Source organism: Mesobacillus sp. LC4, assembly GCF_053543455.1.
The window spans coordinates 114,985-132,854 of record NZ_JBGCUB010000002.1; the positions used below are offsets into that span (position 1 = coordinate 114,985).

A 17,870-nucleotide genomic window follows, 5' to 3' on the forward strand; every position below is an offset into this window, starting at 1 on the left:
TTACAATTAAAGTAGTTTTGTGTCTATCGCTGGATTTCTGTAGAATGATATCAAGAATCTTTTACGGAAAAGGTGTAGGGAATGAAAACATATATTGTCATTGGTGCTGGAATATTAGGGGCATCCACTGCCTATCATTTAGCGAAGGAAGGCAGGAATGTAACGATCATTGACCGTGGGGAACCAGGACAAGCAACGGATGCAGCAGCTGGAATCATTTGTCCCTGGTTGACCCAGCGAAGGAATAAGGCCTGGTATTTCCTCGCAAAGAATGGTGCCTCCTTTTACCCGGCACTGATTAAACAGCTTGAAGAGAACGGCGAGAAGGAAACAGGCTATCAGCGTGTTGGCGCAATCAGCCTTCATTATGATCAGGGAAAACTTGTGAAAATGGAAGAAAGAGCGCTTGTAAGGCGAGAAGATGCTCCAGAAATCGGAGAGATCAGGCAGCTGGACCAGCAAGAAACGAATGAGCTTTTTCCGCCACTGTCTGAAGAGTATGCTTCTGTGTATGTAACCGGAGGAGCACGCGTAAACGGACGATTGTTGCGAGATGCTCTCCTGAATGCTGCCCAAAAACATGGAGCGTCCATCGTAAAAGGAGATGCCCAATTAGAATCCTCCGGAGAAGAAGTGACGGGAGTTAAAGTCGGAGACATAAGATATGAAGGTGACAGCATCATCCTGACTGCAGGAGCATGGGCACCTGAGCTGCTGATACCTCTAGGTATAAAGCTAAGCATCTCTCCTCAAAAAGCTCAAATCATTCATCTTATGCTGGAGGATACAGAAACCGGGAGCTGGCCTGTAGTCATGCCTCCCAATAACCAGTACATTCTTGCGTTCGATGGAGGCAGGGTGGTCATTGGTGCAACACATGAAGACGAGCAGGGGTTTGACCTTCGCCCGACTCTTGGCGGCATGAATGAAATCATTGATAAAGGATTGAAGGTCGCACCAGGACTGGCAGATGCAACTTATCTCGAAACAAAAGTGGGTTTCCGTCCAGTCGCGCCGAATTTCCTTCCGATCATTGGAGCTGTCCCTGGCTATGAAAATCTATTCCTGGCAAATGGATTGGGAGCATCAGGCCTGACAGTCGGACCCTATCTGGGTGCCCAGCTAGCGAAACTGGCAGCAGGCGAAGAGCTCGAAATAGACATCGAACAGTACGATGTCTCAGGAGCCATCGGCGATAATATTTCCTAGGGAATGAAAAAACGAAAGCACGGAGCTAGATTAAGAAAGACTATCTAGCTGTCCATATCACTTCCTTATAAAAAATAACAAAGCAAGCAGGATAACCACTGGATGGAGGTAGCCTGCTTGCTTTTTGTGTATTGGTTGGCTAATAAGATCGTTACGAGTTCATAGTGAGTTGCCAAAAAAATATTCATAGAAAGGCAAATAAATCGCTTCATAGCGGGTATAACACTAAGGACATCCAGTATAGATTGTTTATCAGTGTTTAGTATATAGCAGGGAGGAGCCAACATCATGCAATGGAAAGGCAGAAGAGGGAGCAGCAATGTAGAGGATAGAAGGGGGATGGGCGGCGGAGGCATGCTCATGGGTGGTGGCCTTGGAGGGATCATCCTATTAGTGGTTATGACATTCCTTGGTGGTGGCGATATGGGGGATGTCGTCGATAATATGACAAACGGCGGAAACCAGTCTCCTGCACCTTATGAGCAATCGGCCGAGGAAGAGGAGCTTGCCCAATTCGTCTCAGTGGTCCTTGCCGATACAGAGGAAGTATGGTCAAAGGTGTTTGCCGAAGAAGGTATGGAATACCAAGAACCTACCCTCGTTTTATACTCAGGAAGTGTCCAATCTGCATGTGGAATGGCTGGGTCGCAGGTAGGGCCGTTTTATTGTCCGGGTGACCAGAAACTCTATATTGACCTTAGTTTTTATAATGAACTACAAACAAAATTCCAGGCGCCTGGTGATTTTGCGATGGCTTATGTTGTCGCGCATGAAGTAGGACACCATGTGCAGACACTACTGGGAACTACTGATAAGCTGAATTCACTGCGCGGTCGCTTGGACCAGACAGAATTCAATAAATATCAAGTCCGTTTTGAACTTCAGGCTGATTATTTAGCAGGTGTATGGGCTCACCATGCACAGGGAATGGGTGTAGTTGAAGAAGGAGACCTCGAGGAAGCTTTGAATGCAGCCAGTGCGGTTGGAGATGACACGATCCAGAAGCGGTCTCAGGGCTATGTCGTGCCAGAAAGTTTTACGCACGGAACGTCAGAGCAGAGGAAAAGCTGGTTCAAGAAAGGCTACAAAGCTGGCAATCTTGAACAAGGCGATACGTTTAACACAAGAGAATTTTAGGTAGAGATAAGCATAGGCCATTTTGGCTGATGCCATCATAAGGAGTATTGTGGTGGGCACTTCACTTTTAAAAGTATACTTCAAATACAATAAAAGAAAGGAGCAGATTCCACAATGGGAACTCAAGTACATTCATTTTTTGCACAGGACACAGGTGATATCCCGAACAACCCGACATTGCCGGTCATTGTCTATCAGGGTGTTTTTGACGATAACTTGAGCATGGAGGAACAATTCGAGCAGCATAATTGGACAGGCACATGGACGGGTGACATTTACGATTACCATCACTATCATACCAATACCCACGAAGTGCTTGGTGTGAAATCAGGCAGCGCGACCGTGCAGATTGGCGGTGACAGCGGAGAACGTCTCGAGCTCAAAGCGGGAGATGTCATCGTTCTTCCGGCAGGTACCGGCCACAAGAAGATAGACAGCAGCCAGGACTTTGCCGTCGTAGGTGCTTATCCAAACGGCCGGAATCCTGATTTGAAAAAAGAAGACCCAGGGACGAGGGCACAGGCACTATCCCAAATTAAAAACGTGCCAGTACCAGAGACAGATCCGGTATATGGCGAAACAGGACCCCTGCTTCATAAATGGGTGAAATAATAGGTAAAGAGACAGGCAGCAGCTTGGTTTTAAGAACCAGGCAGCTGCCTGTGTTTTTGCTTTATTATATACCTAATAGGGTATATAATGATTGTGAGGTTTATCAATCATTTGGAAAAGATAATTAGTTGTAGAAATAAACGACGTGAAGGAAGGGAAGCCACATGGCGAATAAGAAATTTGTTTACTTTGTTTCATTGAGTTCCAATGTCCCTTATGTTCTAAAAAAAGCGCTTAAAAACGCTGAGGAGGAAAACGAAGTATCAATTTTCTTTGATTTAGATGGAGCCCGAGTCCTGGATAAACGATATATGAAAATCATGGAGAGAACACACAATATGGATTTGCAACAACTAATGCAGCAGGCAATGGATAAGGGGATTAGATTTTTCGGCTGCCAGATGAATGTACTGATTGCCGATGGACTTGAGCTAGTTGACGGTGCGCAACTATCAGGGGTCGCAACTTTCCTGGAGACAGCCTACCAGGCAGATGCAGTGCTAAGTTACTAATGGAGGGGAAGAGCTGATGGAAAAGAAAAAAGTAGTGGTGATGGCTTTGCATGATGAATTGGAGTCCGCGTACCCACCCTTGAATTTGGCCGTAGGTGCTGCCTCATCCGGTGCAGATGTCATCCTGGCATTTTCCCGCAGGGGAGTCAACATTCTTGATAAACGGTATGTATCCGTTCCGTCTGAGGACCTTGAATACTTATCAAATGCATTGAATGACTTCGGAGTATCTTCTGTTCATGACCTACTTGGGATCGCCGTCGAAATGGGAGCCCAACTATATGTGGTGGATATGGATATGAACGACCACTTTGAATTTATCCATCCAGCAGAGCAGGTACCAATCAAATGGCTGCTGAACGAAGCAGCATCCGCTGACCTATTTATGCATTTTTAAGTGTGGGAATTAAGACAGGTTTGAGGAGTACAGCAGAAAAGCTGTCACAAGATGAAGGAACTTAAGACAGGTTCGGTGTCAAAAGACGGAAAGCTGTCACAAGATGAGCAAACTTAAGACAGGTTTGGTGTCAAAAGGCGAAAAGCTGTCACAAGATGAAGGAACTTAAGACAGGTTTGGTGTCAAAAGGCGAAAAGCTGTCACAAGATGAGCAAACTTAAGACAGGTTTGGTGTCAAAAGGCGAAAAGCTGTCACAAGATGAAGGAACTTAAGACAGGTTTGGTGTCAAAAGAGGAAAAGCTGTCACAAGATGAAGGAACTTAAGACAGGTTTGGTGTCAAAAGACGAAAAGTTGTCAAAAGATGGGCAAACTTAAGACAGGTTTGGTATCAAAAGACGAAAACCTGTCAAAAGAAGAGCAAACTTTAGACAGGTTTTGTGCCCAAAAGGGAAAAGCTGTCACAAGATGAAGGAACTTAAGACAGGTTCGATGTCAAAAGGCGGAAAGCTGTCACAAGATGAGCAAACTTAAGACAGGTTCGGTGTAAAAAGGCGGAAACCTGTCAAAAGAAGAGCAAACTTCAGACAGGTTCGAAGCGCATATCAGGAAAGCTGTCATAATCGCATTCCTTCTCACTTTTAGCAAACAGAAAAAAGACAGAGATACATTCTCTCTGTCTTTTTACATGACATTTACCGGTGTTTGCTGGGTTAGTTCATCCTTGAAGGTGACTTTATTTTTACCGAGCTCCTTGGATTGGAGCAGTAGCTGGTCGGCGTAGATATAGCCTTTCTCCATGGAGGTATATTGGTTCACTTTGAAATAATAGAGTCCAAAGGAAGAGGTGATGGTGACATCGTGTCTGCTTGATTGATATTCGACCTCGACTGAGCTTGTCTCGACTCCGTGACGGATTCTTTCCACGAGTTCGATTGTTTGGCTGAGGGACCTGTTCCTTAGAATCAAGGTGAATTCTTCCCCGCCGCTGCGGAAGACGTAATCGTTATCGGATAAAAAGTTTTTAAGAGTGTTGGCAAAATGCTGGATGACCCGGTCACCAACTGCATGATTATAGGAGTCATTGATCAGCTTGAATTTATCGATGTCCGCGACAACAATCCCTACTTTTTCACCTGTCTGGTTTAACTCGGACATTTTCTTATCCATAAAAGCACGGTTTGGAATTCCCGTGAGGAAGTCTGTATAGGCCATTTGCTCGAACTTGTCACGCTCAATTTTGTTCTTGATGCTTTGTGATTTTGACTGGAAGGAACGGCTGACGAGATAGTTCAAAATGAATAATCCTACGACCATTTCCCAACGCTGCTCTTCAAGCAATAGCAGAAGCAAGCCATTCGTGAACGCTGTCTTTCCAAGGTCCAGCCAGTTATTGCTATCTTTGTAAAATTTGATTGCTTGCTGCAAGCTTTTGATTTCTCCCAAAATATAAAAAGCTGTTGAAAGAAATGTATAGGAGATCAACGCCGTCGTCACAGCAAGGATGCACATCAAAATCCAGAATCCAAAAGGAATTCCCTCAAATAACGGGTATGCCAAATGAAACAGGTAATAGCCGATGGAGTAAATTAACACATGGGCGCCTATATTGTAGAAGGTATCGGAAAGCTCACTGTCATCAGCAGTTTTCGAGCTTATTCTTGAAAAATAGACTGTGAAACGATAGATTGCTTCAAAAATGAAAAGACCGAGCGGACCCGCAAAAATCCCAAAAGACAGACTATAGCTGATTCCGTAGTCAAATTTCATCGCTCCGCTTTGCGCACGGATTCGTAAATGGTTATAAAGGGTTGAAAATAACCAGTAAATGAATAACGCGGTTAAAAAAATATTCTTGTCTATAGTGAACGCACCTAGTCCAAAAGCCACGGAAACAGCAATAAAGAACAATGTGAAATCATATAACCTAGCTTTTAGCATAGGCAAATATTCTCCTTTCCCAAACTCTACCATTAATTTTATCCTATATATAAATCTAGTTGCAAAGTAATTTTTTGATTTGTGTAAATTTTTGTACCATTTAATTTGTCTGCAGCATAACATAAAAGGCTATAATGGAAATATCGGCAAAAAAAAAGATTTTTGTTCATTTAAATATCCTGTTACAGGGATTTTCACCTGGTTTGTCGAATAATCTTACTATATAAATTCAGAATTTTTAATTAATTTCTTTAAAAGAGAGGGGTTATATATGGAACTGATCTATGGTGCGTTTTTCGTCCTTTTATTGATAGCTGCTGTAACTATGACACTTTATTATCAGCGGAAAGGCCGGATTAACCAGCTGCCACCTAACAATCCGAGCGCTTTTCTGGAAAAAGGACTTCGGCAGGAAGGGAAAATGCTTGTCGCCGTCATTGGCGGGGACGCGGTGCATGGAAACATCAGCTATAATTTTGTCGATGACGCAGCCAGGAGGCGCAGCTGCAAGGATTATCAGTTCATCAATGCGGGTGTCAACGGAAGTACAGCTTATGATGTCCTGCAGCGTTTGGACGATGTGATTGCCTGCCAGCCAGAATTCATCGTCATTCTCGTCGGATTGAATGATGCTGCAGCAAAAATAGCCCCCGATCTTGCAAAGAGGAACGTGAAGCTGGCTGAGCAAATGGAAAAACCGTCATTATTGGTGTATGAAAAGAATTTAGCAATGATTATCTCCAGGCTGAAGGCCGAAACCTCTGCGAAAATCGGTCTGTTATCGCTCCCGGTTGTCGGCGAAAACCTTTTCTCAAAAGCGAATAAGGAAATTGACCAGTACAATGAGGTCATCAAGAAGACAGCAGAAATGACTAATGTTTCTTACCTTCCTTTTAATGAAAAACTGAAGGCTTATCTAAAGGGAAAAGGGCATACAAGAGGTCGGTCGCTGAGGAACGGGACAAAGCTTTATGAAAAAGCGATCATCGATCATTTTGTATACGGAAACAGTCTTGACCGCATTTCTGCCAAGAATGGATACTTGCTGCTGACGGATGGGGTGCACTTGAACAGTACGGCAGGGATGATGGCGGCACATCAAATCGAATTATTCCTGAAAAAGAATGAATTGAAAGCCATTCAATGAAAAGGATACTGCATCGACAGCAGTATCCTTTTCCCTTTTTATACAGAAACCTCGCTCATGAATGCATGAGTGTTCTCCTCTGAATCCTTGAAGAATACCATCCATGTTTCCGTATCGCCGATTTTGGCAACAACATGAGGCTCCCCAATGAACTGAACCCCGCATGAAAGCAGTTCCTCGTATTTCGCTTTGATATCTGCTACCTGAAAATAGATGACAGAACTAAGATGGGCAAATTGATCATTTTCTGGAAGGGTTAACAGGAGACGGACACCTTCACAGTCGAAGAAAGCCATAGTATCCGTATTGAACATTAACGGCAATCCTAATTTTTCCTGATAAAAGGCAGTCGCCCTTTCAATATTTTTGACTGGTATTCCAATTTGGCCGACTTTTTGGATTGGATTTGAGTGCATGATTTGCCTCCTAGTAATGTTTTTTCAAAAAGATCTTGATATCTTGTTCGATTTTTTCAAGATGGGCAGCAGATGGAAAATGTCCCATCTGGTACTCTATCAATTCCAGTCGGTCACCTAAAAGTCCTTCCGCTTTTTGGGAAATTTTGTTTCCTGGGAAAAATACATCCTCGGTTCCCGTCATAACAAGAGTTGGGGCACGATAGCCTCTTAGTTCTTCGATAGTCGTCAGCTTTGGCATGTCTTGTTCAAGGGTTGTGTGTTTAAAAATATTGCCGATGATGCTCTCATCCAGCTGCTTCATGCTTTTGGAGGACATCACATTGGCAATTTGACGCAGACTTCTGGCAGATCCGTTTATTTTAAAAGAAATCATCGGAACAAGGATTTCCTTGATCATTTTCATCTTTGAGCCAAGGCTGATACCAGCAGGATTGATAAGGATCGCGCACTGAATCCTTTCTGGCATAAAAGCAGCAATCCTGAGGATGATGCCGCCACCGTATGAAGGGCCAAGGAAGGCGCTTTTCTCAACTTTGTAATGGTCCATCAAGTCAGCAGTCCATTGAGCAAAGCTTTTGTCAGAGGCGGAGATTCTCGTTTCATCACTGTACCCAGGGTGTCCGATCGTGTCAGGTGCATAGATTTTATACTCTTCCAGCAGGCCCTTGAACCAGCTTAGGGTGACAGGATTGATGCAGTTGCCACCCTGGAAAATAAACAGGGGCTTCCCGTCTTCCTTCCCCATTACGAGGACATGTGTGCGGCCGAATCTGGTTTGGACATAATCCCTTGAAATCAGTGAATTGAACTGCGTAAGATACTCTTCATACTGGTTAAGAATCTGCTCTTTTCCGTCCAGGCTTTTATAGATAGTTTTCATAGATTGATTACCTCTGCTTTAATATGACTTAATTCATTGATCAGATGCTGTTCGATTAATGCCGTATCATCCGGGTGAAAAAGATGTGCCGATTTCTCCATCCAAATGAAATTTTTTTCATGGGAGGTTCTCAAAGTGTTGAGATAATCCTCTGCAAAATGAGCATGGACATGGACATCCTTCCTGCCATGAATGAAGGTGACAGGTACATCGACGGATGGCATGTCTCTTTGAACATCGATGTTTGGTATATTCCGGATGAATTCGTCAGAATAGATAAGCTTGAAGCCACTGTAAAAAGAATGGAAAACATCCGCTATTCCATATGTACTTGAATTGAGCATTCCTAAAGATACCTTCATTAGGCCCGGATGCTTGATTTGGTGGTCGTTATAAACCATCGTGCTGTACTTCATCTGCCATTTTCGCAATATCCCCCATTGTTTATATCCTTCGACAAACGGCGGTTCACCAACGGCCTCCAGTTCATTCAACGCTTTATAATCGCCGCGCCTCTTCGCTTCTTCTTTAACCCAGGAGAGAGCTGCCCGGTCATTTTCCATCCAGCTGATGATTTGTGAAAGGCCGACATAGGAATGAAATTTTTCAGAGTGCTTTTTCAGAAGGTACATGCCAATCAAGGTACCGAATGAGTGAGCAGCCAGGAAGATCTTTTCCTGATTGAACGTTCCTCTTAAAAAGTCCGTCAGCTCAGCTGCATCGGATACAAGCTGTTCAAAGGTCATTGTTGTATGTGGAATATCTTTGTGGTAGGACTTGCCTGTGCCGCGCTGATCCCAAAACACAACGGTAAAGTGCTTGACCAGTTCTTTTGTGTTGGTGGCGACAGTGTAGTTTTTCCCTCTAGAAGAGACACCAGGCAGGGGCATGGATGGACCGCCGTGCAAAAACAGCAGCACTGGGTTCCTTGTAGAGTAGGTCTGGATGAGGATCGTCTGTTGGATTCCGCCGATTGTGATTGTCTTAACCCGATCAATTCCGCATGCAGGAATTTGAAAATCAGGCTTACGAGAGAAAAAGCCCATATCATCACCTCGTTCGATATACTATGTTTATACATAGATAAATTCCATTTATTACTATATTACTTTAGTACTAGGAAAATATCTCGGAAAAGTTGAAACTTTTTTTGCCTGCATGTGCTCTAAAGAGTGAAAGGAGGTCAGGAAATGAAAGAAGCAAAGCTTGTGAAGAAGGCAGTGAAGGGGAATGCAAAAGCATTTGAAGAGCTGCTGATTATACATAGTGAACGATTGTATCGGACCGCTTTTTTATATGCCGGAAACAGGGAGGACGCGCTTGATATTGTCCAGGAAACATCATGCAAAGCATTTCTTGCGATCGGGCAGCTGAAAAATGAACAATACTTTTTAACCTGGCTGACAAGGATCCTGATCCATTGTGCATACGATGTCTTGAAAAAAAGGAAAAAAGAAACACCAGTTGAGAAAATGCTCGATTTGCCTTCAAGCAGTGAACATAAGGTGGCAGAGAACCTTGATTTAATGGAGGCGGTCACTCAATTAAAAGATCAGCACCGGACGGCGATTATCCTATTTTACTATCATGACCTGGCAATAGGTGAGATTGCCAGAATGATGGACAAACCTGAAAATACCGTAAAAACCTATCTGCAACGTGGGCGGAAGGAATTGAAGGCTAGATTGGGAGGCGAGCAGGATGGAAAAGAAAATGTTTCATGAATGTGTAGATCGAATTGATGTACCCGAAGATGATGTAGTAAAGGCAATCCAGGCTGGTGTAAGGAAAGGGAGTAAAATCAAGGTTAAACAAAAATCACGTTTTAAAGTTGCGGTAGTAACAGCAGCTGCGGCAGCTCTATTCATATCATCAGGATTCATGTTCCCATCCATGGCCAGTGTGATGGCGGAAATTCCAATTCTCGCGAAACTCTATGAACATGACAAAGTAGCTGAAAACCTGTCCTCAAAGCAGCTCATCACTGAGTTGAACGAAAAGGCAGCATTTGCTGGAATTGATGTGACAGTTACAGAAGCTTATTATGACGGAGCAATTATAGGTGTCACATTTGATGTAAAAGGAGAAGTGAAGGGCAACGAGGACGAGATTTATGCATTCTATGAAATTTTCGACCGAGATCATAATATCGAAGAAACGATGGAATTGGTGAAATTGGTGCCGGATGGAGATGGCTACAAAGGGCATATCCAGTTAAGCTCTCCGAGAGCGGAATTACCGGTGGAAACCACTTTGCCATTCAACATCATTGGTATCGGAGAAATCAGTGACAACTGGAAGGACGAACAGGGTAAATGGAATTTTGACGTGCCGATTAGCCAGCTGCCATTTGAAACAATTGCGCTTGATCAGGAAACTGAACTTGGTCAGCATAAAATCGCATTCGAAAAGCTGATTAAAGGGACATCATCGACGGCAATCGAATATACATTAAGCTACCCGGAAGGCAGCCAAAGAGTGAGGTTTGATCTTTCTGATGGAAATGGAAAACAACTCATCGGCGGAACCTCGGATGCAAAGCTGGAAAAGAAAATCGAAAATGGGACAGTGACGGAGAAAAGGCGAATCACCATTCCGTTTGTACCGAGTTCTGATTTTATAGAAGTACGCCCGGAATTGGAGTCGGGGAAGGAACTTGAACCTGTTAGAATTGGCCTATAATAGTGGCGCTGGTGATCAGCCAGCGCCATTTGTTTTGATTTTGTATGTCAGGGATGCAATCTGCCCATGGCGTCCGGTACTCGTCAATTCGAAATCTGCTGGCGGTGTGCCATCCGGGAACAGCGGGATTCCTTCACCAATCAATTTCGGAATGAGATAAAGCTGAATTTCGTCAATCAGCTGTTTGTCAAGGAACTGCTTCACGAGCTGACCGCCGCCAACAAGCCACACATAACCATCGGATTCCATCTTCATTCGAGAAACAAGGGGTTCCAGCTCCTCCTCTGTAAACGTGACATGAGGGCTGCTTTCCTTAGTCTGGCGCGATAAAACATAACAGGTTTTTCCGGCATAGGGGAATTCATCCGTCAGTCGTAAAACCTCTTCATAGGTTTTACGACCCATTATGACGGTCCCAACCTGGCTGTAGAATTCGCCGTACCCATTATCTCCTTCGCCTTCCACGTCATCCAGCCAATCTACGGCACCATCCGGCCTCGCAATATAGCCGTCGAGACTCATCGCAATATACAGGACCACATTGTTCTTTTTCATTTTACATCCTCCAAGCAGGTGTATAATAACGTTATTCTATCAAAAATAAGGGGGCCTATTCATGTTATATTTGAACATCCCTGGAAGAGGTACATTTACTATTCACCATCTTGTTCTGGATTTTAACGGGACCATTGCTTTTGATGGTAAGTTGATTCCCGGTGTCACTGAAAAAATCATGATGTTAAACAAGGAAATGGACATTCATGTCATCACCGCAGATACCAATGGTACCGTAGCCAGACAGTGCAGTGGACTACAGGTATCCGTAAAAATTCTTCTTTCCGGTGACCATACTGCCGAAAAAGGCGAATTTGTCCGTAGCCTGGATGGAGTAATCTGTATGGGCAACGGAGCAAACGATGAGGCAATGTTTGAAGAAGCAGATCTAGCTATTGCCGTGGCCGGAAGAGAAGGCTGTGCCACATCAACGCTGCTGAAAAGTGATATTTTAATAGAAAATATCCTCGATGCATTGGATTTATTGCTGAATCCAAACCGAATGATAGCTACTTTGAGGAAATAGAAAGTGAAACCTAAAAAGGCTCATCCAAAAAGGATGAGCATAAAGTTTATTTTATCTTCTGCAATTCATCCAGGAAGGCAGGGCGCCTCGGATACTTGCTCATGAGTTCTTCAATCAGCTTGCGGCTGTTCGTTTCGCCACAGGCTTTTTTATATTTCTTTATATCCTTGCAGACTTGCTTATATAATCTCCGCTCAGACGCATTTTCAGCATCATACAGAATCATGTCTACGAATAAGGTGTTTACTTCCGATAGATGGTTATTAATCAGGTAAGGGTATAACTCGACAATGCTGGAAGGCTTCGCAGTTGCGTATTCCAATATACGGTCCTCCAGTTTTTCCTCGGTAATAACCGTTAAATATAAGCCCCGGCTATGCCCCTTTTCTAATTCAGAGAGGAGTTGTTTGAAAACTGCCTGCCATTGCTCTTCACTATAAAGTTTCTTTAACCTTTCATAATCCTTATATTCATAATAGCTAGTGACCAGTTCATATGCCATGCTCTGCTGGCGTTCGAGATCGCCTTTCTGTTCGTAAATTTGATAGCGGTAGTCCTTCCACTTATACACCAGGCCAGCGTAGGAAGTATCCTGTTTCTCTCCATCTAAGCTGAACTGCTCTGCTTTTTCAAAATCATTGCGATTCATGGCCCGCTCAATGGCTTTTTCACGAAATTTATCATGTCTGAGGTTTTCCTCTATAAAGGCATCAATTGTGCTATCTCCTGCACCGGAAATCTCTAGAAGGCTAAGCTGCAACTGTTTGATGCTTTGCTCTGTATGTCTCCAGCTCCATTCATTTTGTGGAGTATTATTCAACAGCTTATCCAGCTCTTTCTCCAATGCGGATCTCAGCTTTGGATCCTTGCCGAAGGGGATAATCGCCTCTAACAAATCAAAGCGCCATTCATCCCAGTCATTATATCGCTTGTTCTTCGCTTCCTTCAGCACAGCTTTGAAAATTTCCTTTTGCTCATCGGTGGACAGCTCGTCCAATCCTCTAGCAACGGCATTCTTAATCACTTTCATCGTCCTGCGTGTCACAATGGTAATTTCCCCACCTGAGTCATCCGCGTACTGGATCATAGAAACAACTGGCGGCATGATTTCAAGTGAGAGCTTCACAGCTTGAACATAGCTGCCGCGATCATTTTTCTTCTCGGCGTTATCGAGTACCATATAGGCTCCCTGCATCGCTTCATCCATCCGTCTCCAATGAATGAATCCGCTGCTTTTGGCCCCTTTAATATAATCCCTGATCAGAGCTTTTGCGGTTGTGATTTCTTCTTCAGGAGATGCATATCTCAACAGCAGCTGCCGCTCAATTTCCTCATGGCTCCTTGCAAACTGAAGGATGATTGAAGCTAAGTCCTCTTTTGATTCCTGCATAAGTAACTGGTTTAAATCTTTTTCTGGATTTTTATCTTCCTGTTTGTCATCTGTAGCTCCTTCTCTCAGCGCAAGAAAAACAGCAGCCTGATGCTTGCAGGTTTCGCTCCAGTCGTACGGACAGCTGCAGCTAGCCTGTTTGATTACCCCATCACCATCAAGGAAAATCTCGACACTGTAGGTTTGGGAGCCATGCACAGACGCCAACACTCTATTTTCTTCTAGATGCTGCAAATTTTTGACGGCTCCTTTTTTAAAAAGCTTATGTCCACGTTCTAAAATGACCGGCTCAAGGAAACTTTCAAAATCTGAAATCTTCATGCATACAACACCGCCTCATTCATTTCTTCCATACTATCATTCTAGCCAAAAAATTACCTTCCCCCACACCCTTCATAAAAATATATAATAGATTCACACACCACTCTTTACCAATATTAAGAAAATCTTAAGATTTATGCTCAGTGAATATTAAGGTTCACTGTCTAGAATAATCAATATCAAAGCTTGCCTGTATGGGAAGGGGGTCTTAAAAGCGTGGAACAATACAATGTGCTAGTCGTTGATGACGAGAAAGAGATACGTGATGCGATTGAAATTTATTTGAAGAATGAAGGAATCAAGGTGATTAAGGCGGCGGACGGGATTGAGGCAATCGAGAAGCTGAATGAGCAGCCGGTGCACTTAATTTTGCTCGATGTGATGATGCCGCGCCAGGACGGAATTACGACGACATTCCGCATTCGTGAAGACAAGAACATCCCGATCATCATTTTGAGTGCAAAAGCAGAGGATACGGATAAAATCCTTGGGCTCCAGGTCGGCGCCGATGATTATGTGACGAAGCCGTTCAATCCGCTCGAATTGATCGCAAGGGTAAAATCCCAGCTGAGACGATATGTCACGCTCGGTACATATGAAGGAAAAGCGAAAGCGATCGACCTGAACGGACTGACTCTGGACCAGTCTTCTAAGGAGGTCACAGCCCATGGCGAGCCGGTGAAACTGACGCCAATCGAGTACAAGATTATCGAGCTGCTGATGACGAACGCTGGCAGAGTATTCTCCATCAATGATATATATGAGCGGGTATGGAAGGAGCCAAGCTACAACGCAGAAAATACGGTAGCAGTCCACATCCGGAAAATCCGCGAAAAAATAGAGATCGATCCGAAGAATCCAAGATTTTTGAAGGTGGTGTGGGGGATTGGATATAAAATCGAAAAGTAAGTTTTTGTTTGTCACCTGGGTGCTATTGATTGCCTTCGGGCTTAGCGGGGTGTTTTCGATCCTGACGAATGGCAGCCGGTATATGCATGGTGACTATTTTGAATCAGATGAATATAACTCGCAAATGGATCAGTTTATACAAATGCTGAATGTGTATGAACTGTATGATATGCCTAAAGAAGAAATGAAAAAGCAGATCACCGTTTCAGATGAGGAAATTGAAGAGCATCGTACACGTTACGGCAATCTTGGTGATCAGATATCCAATATCGGAATGCAATATAATGATCAAATACAGGCGGCAATCGATTCAGGAAACAAGGCGGCTGAAGACGTTCTGACGAAGGAAAGGGACGAAAAGATTGCGGACATCACCGAAAACTTCAATAGTGATGAATATGTACGAGCTAAAATTGTAAAAGAGAAAGAGCTGAAGATTGATGAATTTTATCGGGACCTGGAAGCATACCGCCATGAATTCAATAATCTTGAGCAAGCATATAAATATTACCTGAAGGACAATTCAACAGGTGAAGTCCATACAAACCTTAACCTATCAAAGGGTGAAAAAGCGTCTGACTACCTGAATAAAAAAGACATGTATTATGTAATGGATTATGCAGACTTGCAAAAAAATTATGCATTCACTGGTTTTAATGAGAATTTCCTGCCTTATAATGAAGGCGCAGAACCCATCCTGGAAAAACAAAAAGACCTGAATCTGACCGGTCAAATCGGTTTATCCAAGAATGCATCAGAAAGAAATATTGCCATCATGAATTATAAAGACTACCAGAAAGGGCAAAAGCTCTTTTTCGGTTATCTCTTGACAAGCTTTGCCGCACTAATCGCGAGCTACTTCCTGGCTAAAAGAAAACCGGCAACCGTGTTCGGTTCGTTTGACCATCTGAAGCCGTTCTATGGAAGGATCCCGCTGGATGTAAGGGCAGTCCTGCTGTTATTAACGGTATTTTTCCTATTGCTGTCCATGACACTGATCAGTGAACAGTTTGTTTATTATCATTCAAATCTCTTCGCGACCCTTACCGAGCTGATCATCAGCCTGGTTGCTGCAGCTTCATTGCTTGCTCTCGGCTGGGTCCAGCTGAGATTCCTTTCAGAGTACCGCAAGGATTGGCCACTGCTAAAGAAAGACTTGATTGACAGCCTCATAGTTAAAAGCTACTACGCCATCCTTGATGCATTTATCGTCAAGAGCATCGGATTTCAGCTGCTTGTCATCCTCGGTATTGCATTTGCAATGGGCATGCTGTTTGTTGGCGTCCTTGCAGCTGGTGGAGGAGAAATTTTCGTTATTGCCTTCGCAATTGGGATAATAAGTCTCCCGATTTTCCTCATAATCATGAGGAAAGCAGGCTACTTGAATAAAGTATTGAAGCATACAGAAGAACTTGCTGCAGGCAATTTAGGTGCCGACATACCGGTGAAAGGGAAATCCGCGATCGCGAAACATGCAGCTAATATCAATGATTTGAGGAATACGGTGAATGTTTCCCATAAGGAACAAGCAAAAAGCGAGCGCCTGAAGACGGAATTGATCACGAATGTAAGCCATGACCTCAGAACGCCGCTGACATCTATCATTACGTACACCGAGCTTTTGAAAACACCTGATCTGGCTCCCGAGGACCGAGACTCCTACCTTGAAATTCTTGATCGGAAATCCAAGCGGCTAAAGGTATTGATTGATGATCTGTTCGAGGCGACGAAAATGGCGAGCGGCAATATCGAACTTCACAAGGAGAAGGTTGATCTCAACCAGCTGCTGCAACAGGCTTTGGCTGAGCATAATGAGGCACTGAGCCAGTCGACGCTTCAGCTGCGGATCTCTCAGCCCGAGCATCCGGTTTATGCCTTTGTAGACGGACAAAAGCTCTGGAGGGTGTTCGATAATTTGATCGGTAATATCCTGAAGTATGCCTTGGAGAATACAAGGGTATATGTTTCGGTAAAAGAAGAGCAGGACAGGGTTGTGCTTACTTTTAAAAACATCACGAAATACGAATTGGGTGAAGATCTGAACGAACTATTTGAGCGCTTCAAACGCGGTGACCAGTCACGTCATACAGAAGGATCTGGACTGGGCCTAGCGATCGCCAAATCAATCGTCGATCTGCATGAAGGATCGCTAGACATCGATGTCGACGGAGACCTGTTTAAGGTGACAGTGATCCTCGAAAAACTAAATTAACCAGAAGTTCCCCCCTTTGCTTTGCAGAGGGGGTTTCTACTTTTTTAGGCGTATTTTTAAATAAAGGAACCTTGAAATAATGATCATGACGGCATGGTAAGCAATACTCCAGACCTTATTCAAGCGAAACTTCACCAGGCCGATCCGTTCAAGCAACAGATCAGTGAAGAACGAACCAAGGAACATGTAGAGTCTTGGCTGCAGACCGGGTTTTGAAGAACTTAAAACCAGGAGCATGGATCGAATCAAGCTATAGAGCGGTGCAATGATGAAATGCTCGCGCCAGGAATGGTGGATTCCACGTCCGAACCGGACTTTTCTGTTGACCGCAGATATATAAAGCAAGGTGACCCCGATCACTTCAGTCGCCAGGTATTGGGCAATGACAAGAGCCCATTCTTTTTTTGCGTTCAGTTCTTTGTAAAACCGGTCGCTGATGTAAAAATAAATATTCATGAAAAATAAAGTGTAACTAGGCTTCCACCAATATGCTTTATAAATTTTTAAATGAATGAAAAAGTGTTCAATTCCGTAATAGATCAGCGTGGTGCCCAGCTTCCAATACCGATTCTTTCTATACACAGATAAGAGAGTAGCGGTTATGGGGACATATAGTGCCTGGGAAAAAATCGCTCCAAGAATTTGGTCATGAACCCGTTTTTTGAGGATAAATGGTTTATAGGTATACCCTTTGAACAAATTAAGGACAGGATACTCGAATAAATATGCCATCCCTATATTAGAAAGCAAGAGGATCCATATATTTTTCTGACGGCTTCGTTTAGCAAAAATGACAAAAAGCAAAACATGAGCGACTGCCAGCAGCAGGAAGGGAATGGAGTTCTTTTTAATAGGTTTGTTTTTCCTCACGGCACACCCCACCTTTCAAGGTTGTAGTTATAATGTTCACTTATTCCTTGAAATTATTTATTGTGGTGGATTGTGTAAACTTTTAATATGACTAGTGTAAAGACACGTGGTAATATAGAAAAGCGCATAATAAATGATGTTAAAACTAACAA

Annotated in this window: 18 protein-coding genes; 11 read left to right on the forward strand and 7 right to left on the reverse strand. The window is 43.5% G+C overall.

Annotated elements, in window-relative coordinates; genetic code table 11:
- Positions 1–81 precede the first annotated feature (81 nt).
- From AB5I83_RS07245 to AB5I83_RS07265, 5 genes are all read left to right on the forward strand, one after another.
- Entirely contained in the window at positions 82–1,209 is a 1,128-nt protein-coding gene (locus AB5I83_RS07245; protein ID WP_448974107.1) for an NAD(P)/FAD-dependent oxidoreductase, read from the forward strand.
- Positions 1,210–1,497: 288 nt separating this feature from the next.
- Positions 1,498–2,346 (forward strand): KPN_02809 family neutral zinc metallopeptidase, encoded by an 849-nt coding sequence (ypfJ, locus tag AB5I83_RS07250; protein WP_226086276.1) that lies wholly within the window; start codon positions 1,498–1,500, stop codon positions 2,344–2,346.
- A gap of 114 nt (positions 2,347–2,460) precedes the next feature.
- Positions 2,461–2,958, forward strand: a complete 498-nt coding sequence (locus AB5I83_RS07255; protein ID WP_448974109.1) for a cupin domain-containing protein — start codon at positions 2,461–2,463, stop codon at positions 2,956–2,958.
- A 164-nt stretch (positions 2,959–3,122) separates the two neighbouring features.
- Positions 3,123–3,470 carry a DsrE/DsrF/DrsH-like family protein gene (locus tag AB5I83_RS07260; RefSeq protein ID WP_448974111.1) on the forward strand — a complete coding sequence of 116 codons (348 nt, stop codon included), beginning with the start codon at positions 3,123–3,125 and terminating at the stop codon, positions 3,468–3,470.
- 16 nt (positions 3,471–3,486) lie between these two features.
- The gene (locus tag AB5I83_RS07265; protein ID WP_448974113.1) at positions 3,487–3,867 is read left to right on the forward strand and encodes a peroxiredoxin family protein; all 381 of its coding nucleotides are present in this window, start codon (positions 3,487–3,489) and stop codon (positions 3,865–3,867) included.
- A gap of 683 nt (positions 3,868–4,550) precedes the next feature.
- Here the strand turns inward: AB5I83_RS07265 and AB5I83_RS07270 are convergent.
- Positions 4,551–5,807, reverse strand: coding sequence for a GGDEF domain-containing protein (locus AB5I83_RS07270; RefSeq protein ID WP_448974115.1), 1,257 nt, complete (start codon positions 5,805–5,807; stop codon positions 4,551–4,553).
- A gap of 271 nt (positions 5,808–6,078) precedes the next feature.
- Between AB5I83_RS07270 and AB5I83_RS07275 the strand changes: the two genes are divergently transcribed.
- Positions 6,079–6,954 (forward strand): SGNH/GDSL hydrolase family protein, encoded by an 876-nt coding sequence (locus AB5I83_RS07275; protein ID WP_448974117.1) that lies wholly within the window; start codon positions 6,079–6,081, stop codon positions 6,952–6,954.
- Positions 6,955–6,992: 38 nt separating this feature from the next.
- On the opposite strand, the gene AB5I83_RS07280 is transcribed toward AB5I83_RS07275, so the two are convergent.
- Genes AB5I83_RS07280 through AB5I83_RS07290 form a run of 3 tightly spaced genes read right to left on the reverse strand, consistent with a single transcriptional unit; the run spans position 6,993 to position 9,299 of the window.
- The gene (locus tag AB5I83_RS07280; protein WP_448974119.1) at positions 6,993–7,370 is read right to left on the reverse strand and encodes a VOC family protein; all 378 of its coding nucleotides are present in this window, start codon (positions 7,368–7,370) and stop codon (positions 6,993–6,995) included.
- A gap of 10 nt (positions 7,371–7,380) precedes the next feature.
- Positions 7,381–8,253, reverse strand: a complete 873-nt coding sequence (locus tag AB5I83_RS07285; RefSeq protein ID WP_448974121.1) for an alpha/beta fold hydrolase — start codon at positions 8,251–8,253, stop codon at positions 7,381–7,383.
- A complete protein-coding gene (locus AB5I83_RS07290) occupies positions 8,250–9,299 on the reverse strand; it encodes an alpha/beta fold hydrolase (protein WP_448974123.1) in 1,050 nt (349 codons plus the stop codon). The genes AB5I83_RS07285 and AB5I83_RS07290 overlap by 4 nt, the downstream gene beginning before the upstream one ends.
- 144 nt (positions 9,300–9,443) lie before the next feature.
- Between AB5I83_RS07290 and AB5I83_RS07295 the strand changes: the two genes are divergently transcribed.
- Both AB5I83_RS07295 and AB5I83_RS07300 read left to right on the forward strand, forming a co-directional pair.
- Complete coding sequence (locus AB5I83_RS07295) at positions 9,444–9,977, forward strand: sigma-70 family RNA polymerase sigma factor (RefSeq protein WP_448974125.1); 534 nt, start codon at positions 9,444–9,446, stop codon at positions 9,975–9,977.
- Positions 9,955–10,935, forward strand: a complete 981-nt coding sequence (locus AB5I83_RS07300; RefSeq protein WP_448974127.1) for a DUF4179 domain-containing protein — start codon at positions 9,955–9,957, stop codon at positions 10,933–10,935. The genes AB5I83_RS07295 and AB5I83_RS07300 overlap by 23 nt, the downstream gene beginning before the upstream one ends.
- 15 nt (positions 10,936–10,950) lie before the next feature.
- On the opposite strand, the gene AB5I83_RS07305 is transcribed toward AB5I83_RS07300, so the two are convergent.
- The gene (locus AB5I83_RS07305; protein ID WP_448974129.1) at positions 10,951–11,490 is read right to left on the reverse strand and encodes a dihydrofolate reductase family protein; all 540 of its coding nucleotides are present in this window, start codon (positions 11,488–11,490) and stop codon (positions 10,951–10,953) included.
- A gap of 61 nt (positions 11,491–11,551) precedes the next feature.
- Here AB5I83_RS07305 and AB5I83_RS07310 point away from each other — a divergent pair, with 61 nt between their 5' ends.
- Positions 11,552–12,016, forward strand: coding sequence for an HAD family hydrolase (locus AB5I83_RS07310; protein WP_448974131.1), 465 nt, complete (start codon positions 11,552–11,554; stop codon positions 12,014–12,016).
- Positions 12,017–12,062: 46 nt separating this feature from the next.
- Here AB5I83_RS07310 and AB5I83_RS07315 read toward each other — a convergent pair whose 3' ends face one another.
- Complete coding sequence (locus AB5I83_RS07315) at positions 12,063–13,727, reverse strand: SWIM zinc finger family protein (protein WP_448974133.1); 1,665 nt, start codon at positions 13,725–13,727, stop codon at positions 12,063–12,065.
- A gap of 216 nt (positions 13,728–13,943) precedes the next feature.
- On the opposite strand from AB5I83_RS07315, the gene AB5I83_RS07320 reads away from it, so the two are divergent.
- Together AB5I83_RS07320 and AB5I83_RS07325 are read left to right on the forward strand one after the other, a co-directional pair.
- The gene (locus tag AB5I83_RS07320) at positions 13,944–14,636 is read left to right on the forward strand and encodes a response regulator (protein WP_167831014.1); all 693 of its coding nucleotides are present in this window, start codon (positions 13,944–13,946) and stop codon (positions 14,634–14,636) included.
- Complete coding sequence (locus AB5I83_RS07325) at positions 14,614–16,848, forward strand: sensor histidine kinase (protein WP_448974135.1); 2,235 nt, start codon at positions 14,614–14,616, stop codon at positions 16,846–16,848. The genes AB5I83_RS07320 and AB5I83_RS07325 overlap by 23 nt, the downstream gene beginning before the upstream one ends.
- Positions 16,849–16,884: 36 nt before the next feature.
- Here AB5I83_RS07325 and AB5I83_RS07330 read toward each other — a convergent pair whose 3' ends face one another.
- Complete coding sequence (locus AB5I83_RS07330; RefSeq protein ID WP_448974137.1) at positions 16,885–17,718, reverse strand: hypothetical protein; 834 nt, start codon at positions 17,716–17,718, stop codon at positions 16,885–16,887.
- Between the last annotated feature and the right edge of the window lie 152 nt (positions 17,719–17,870).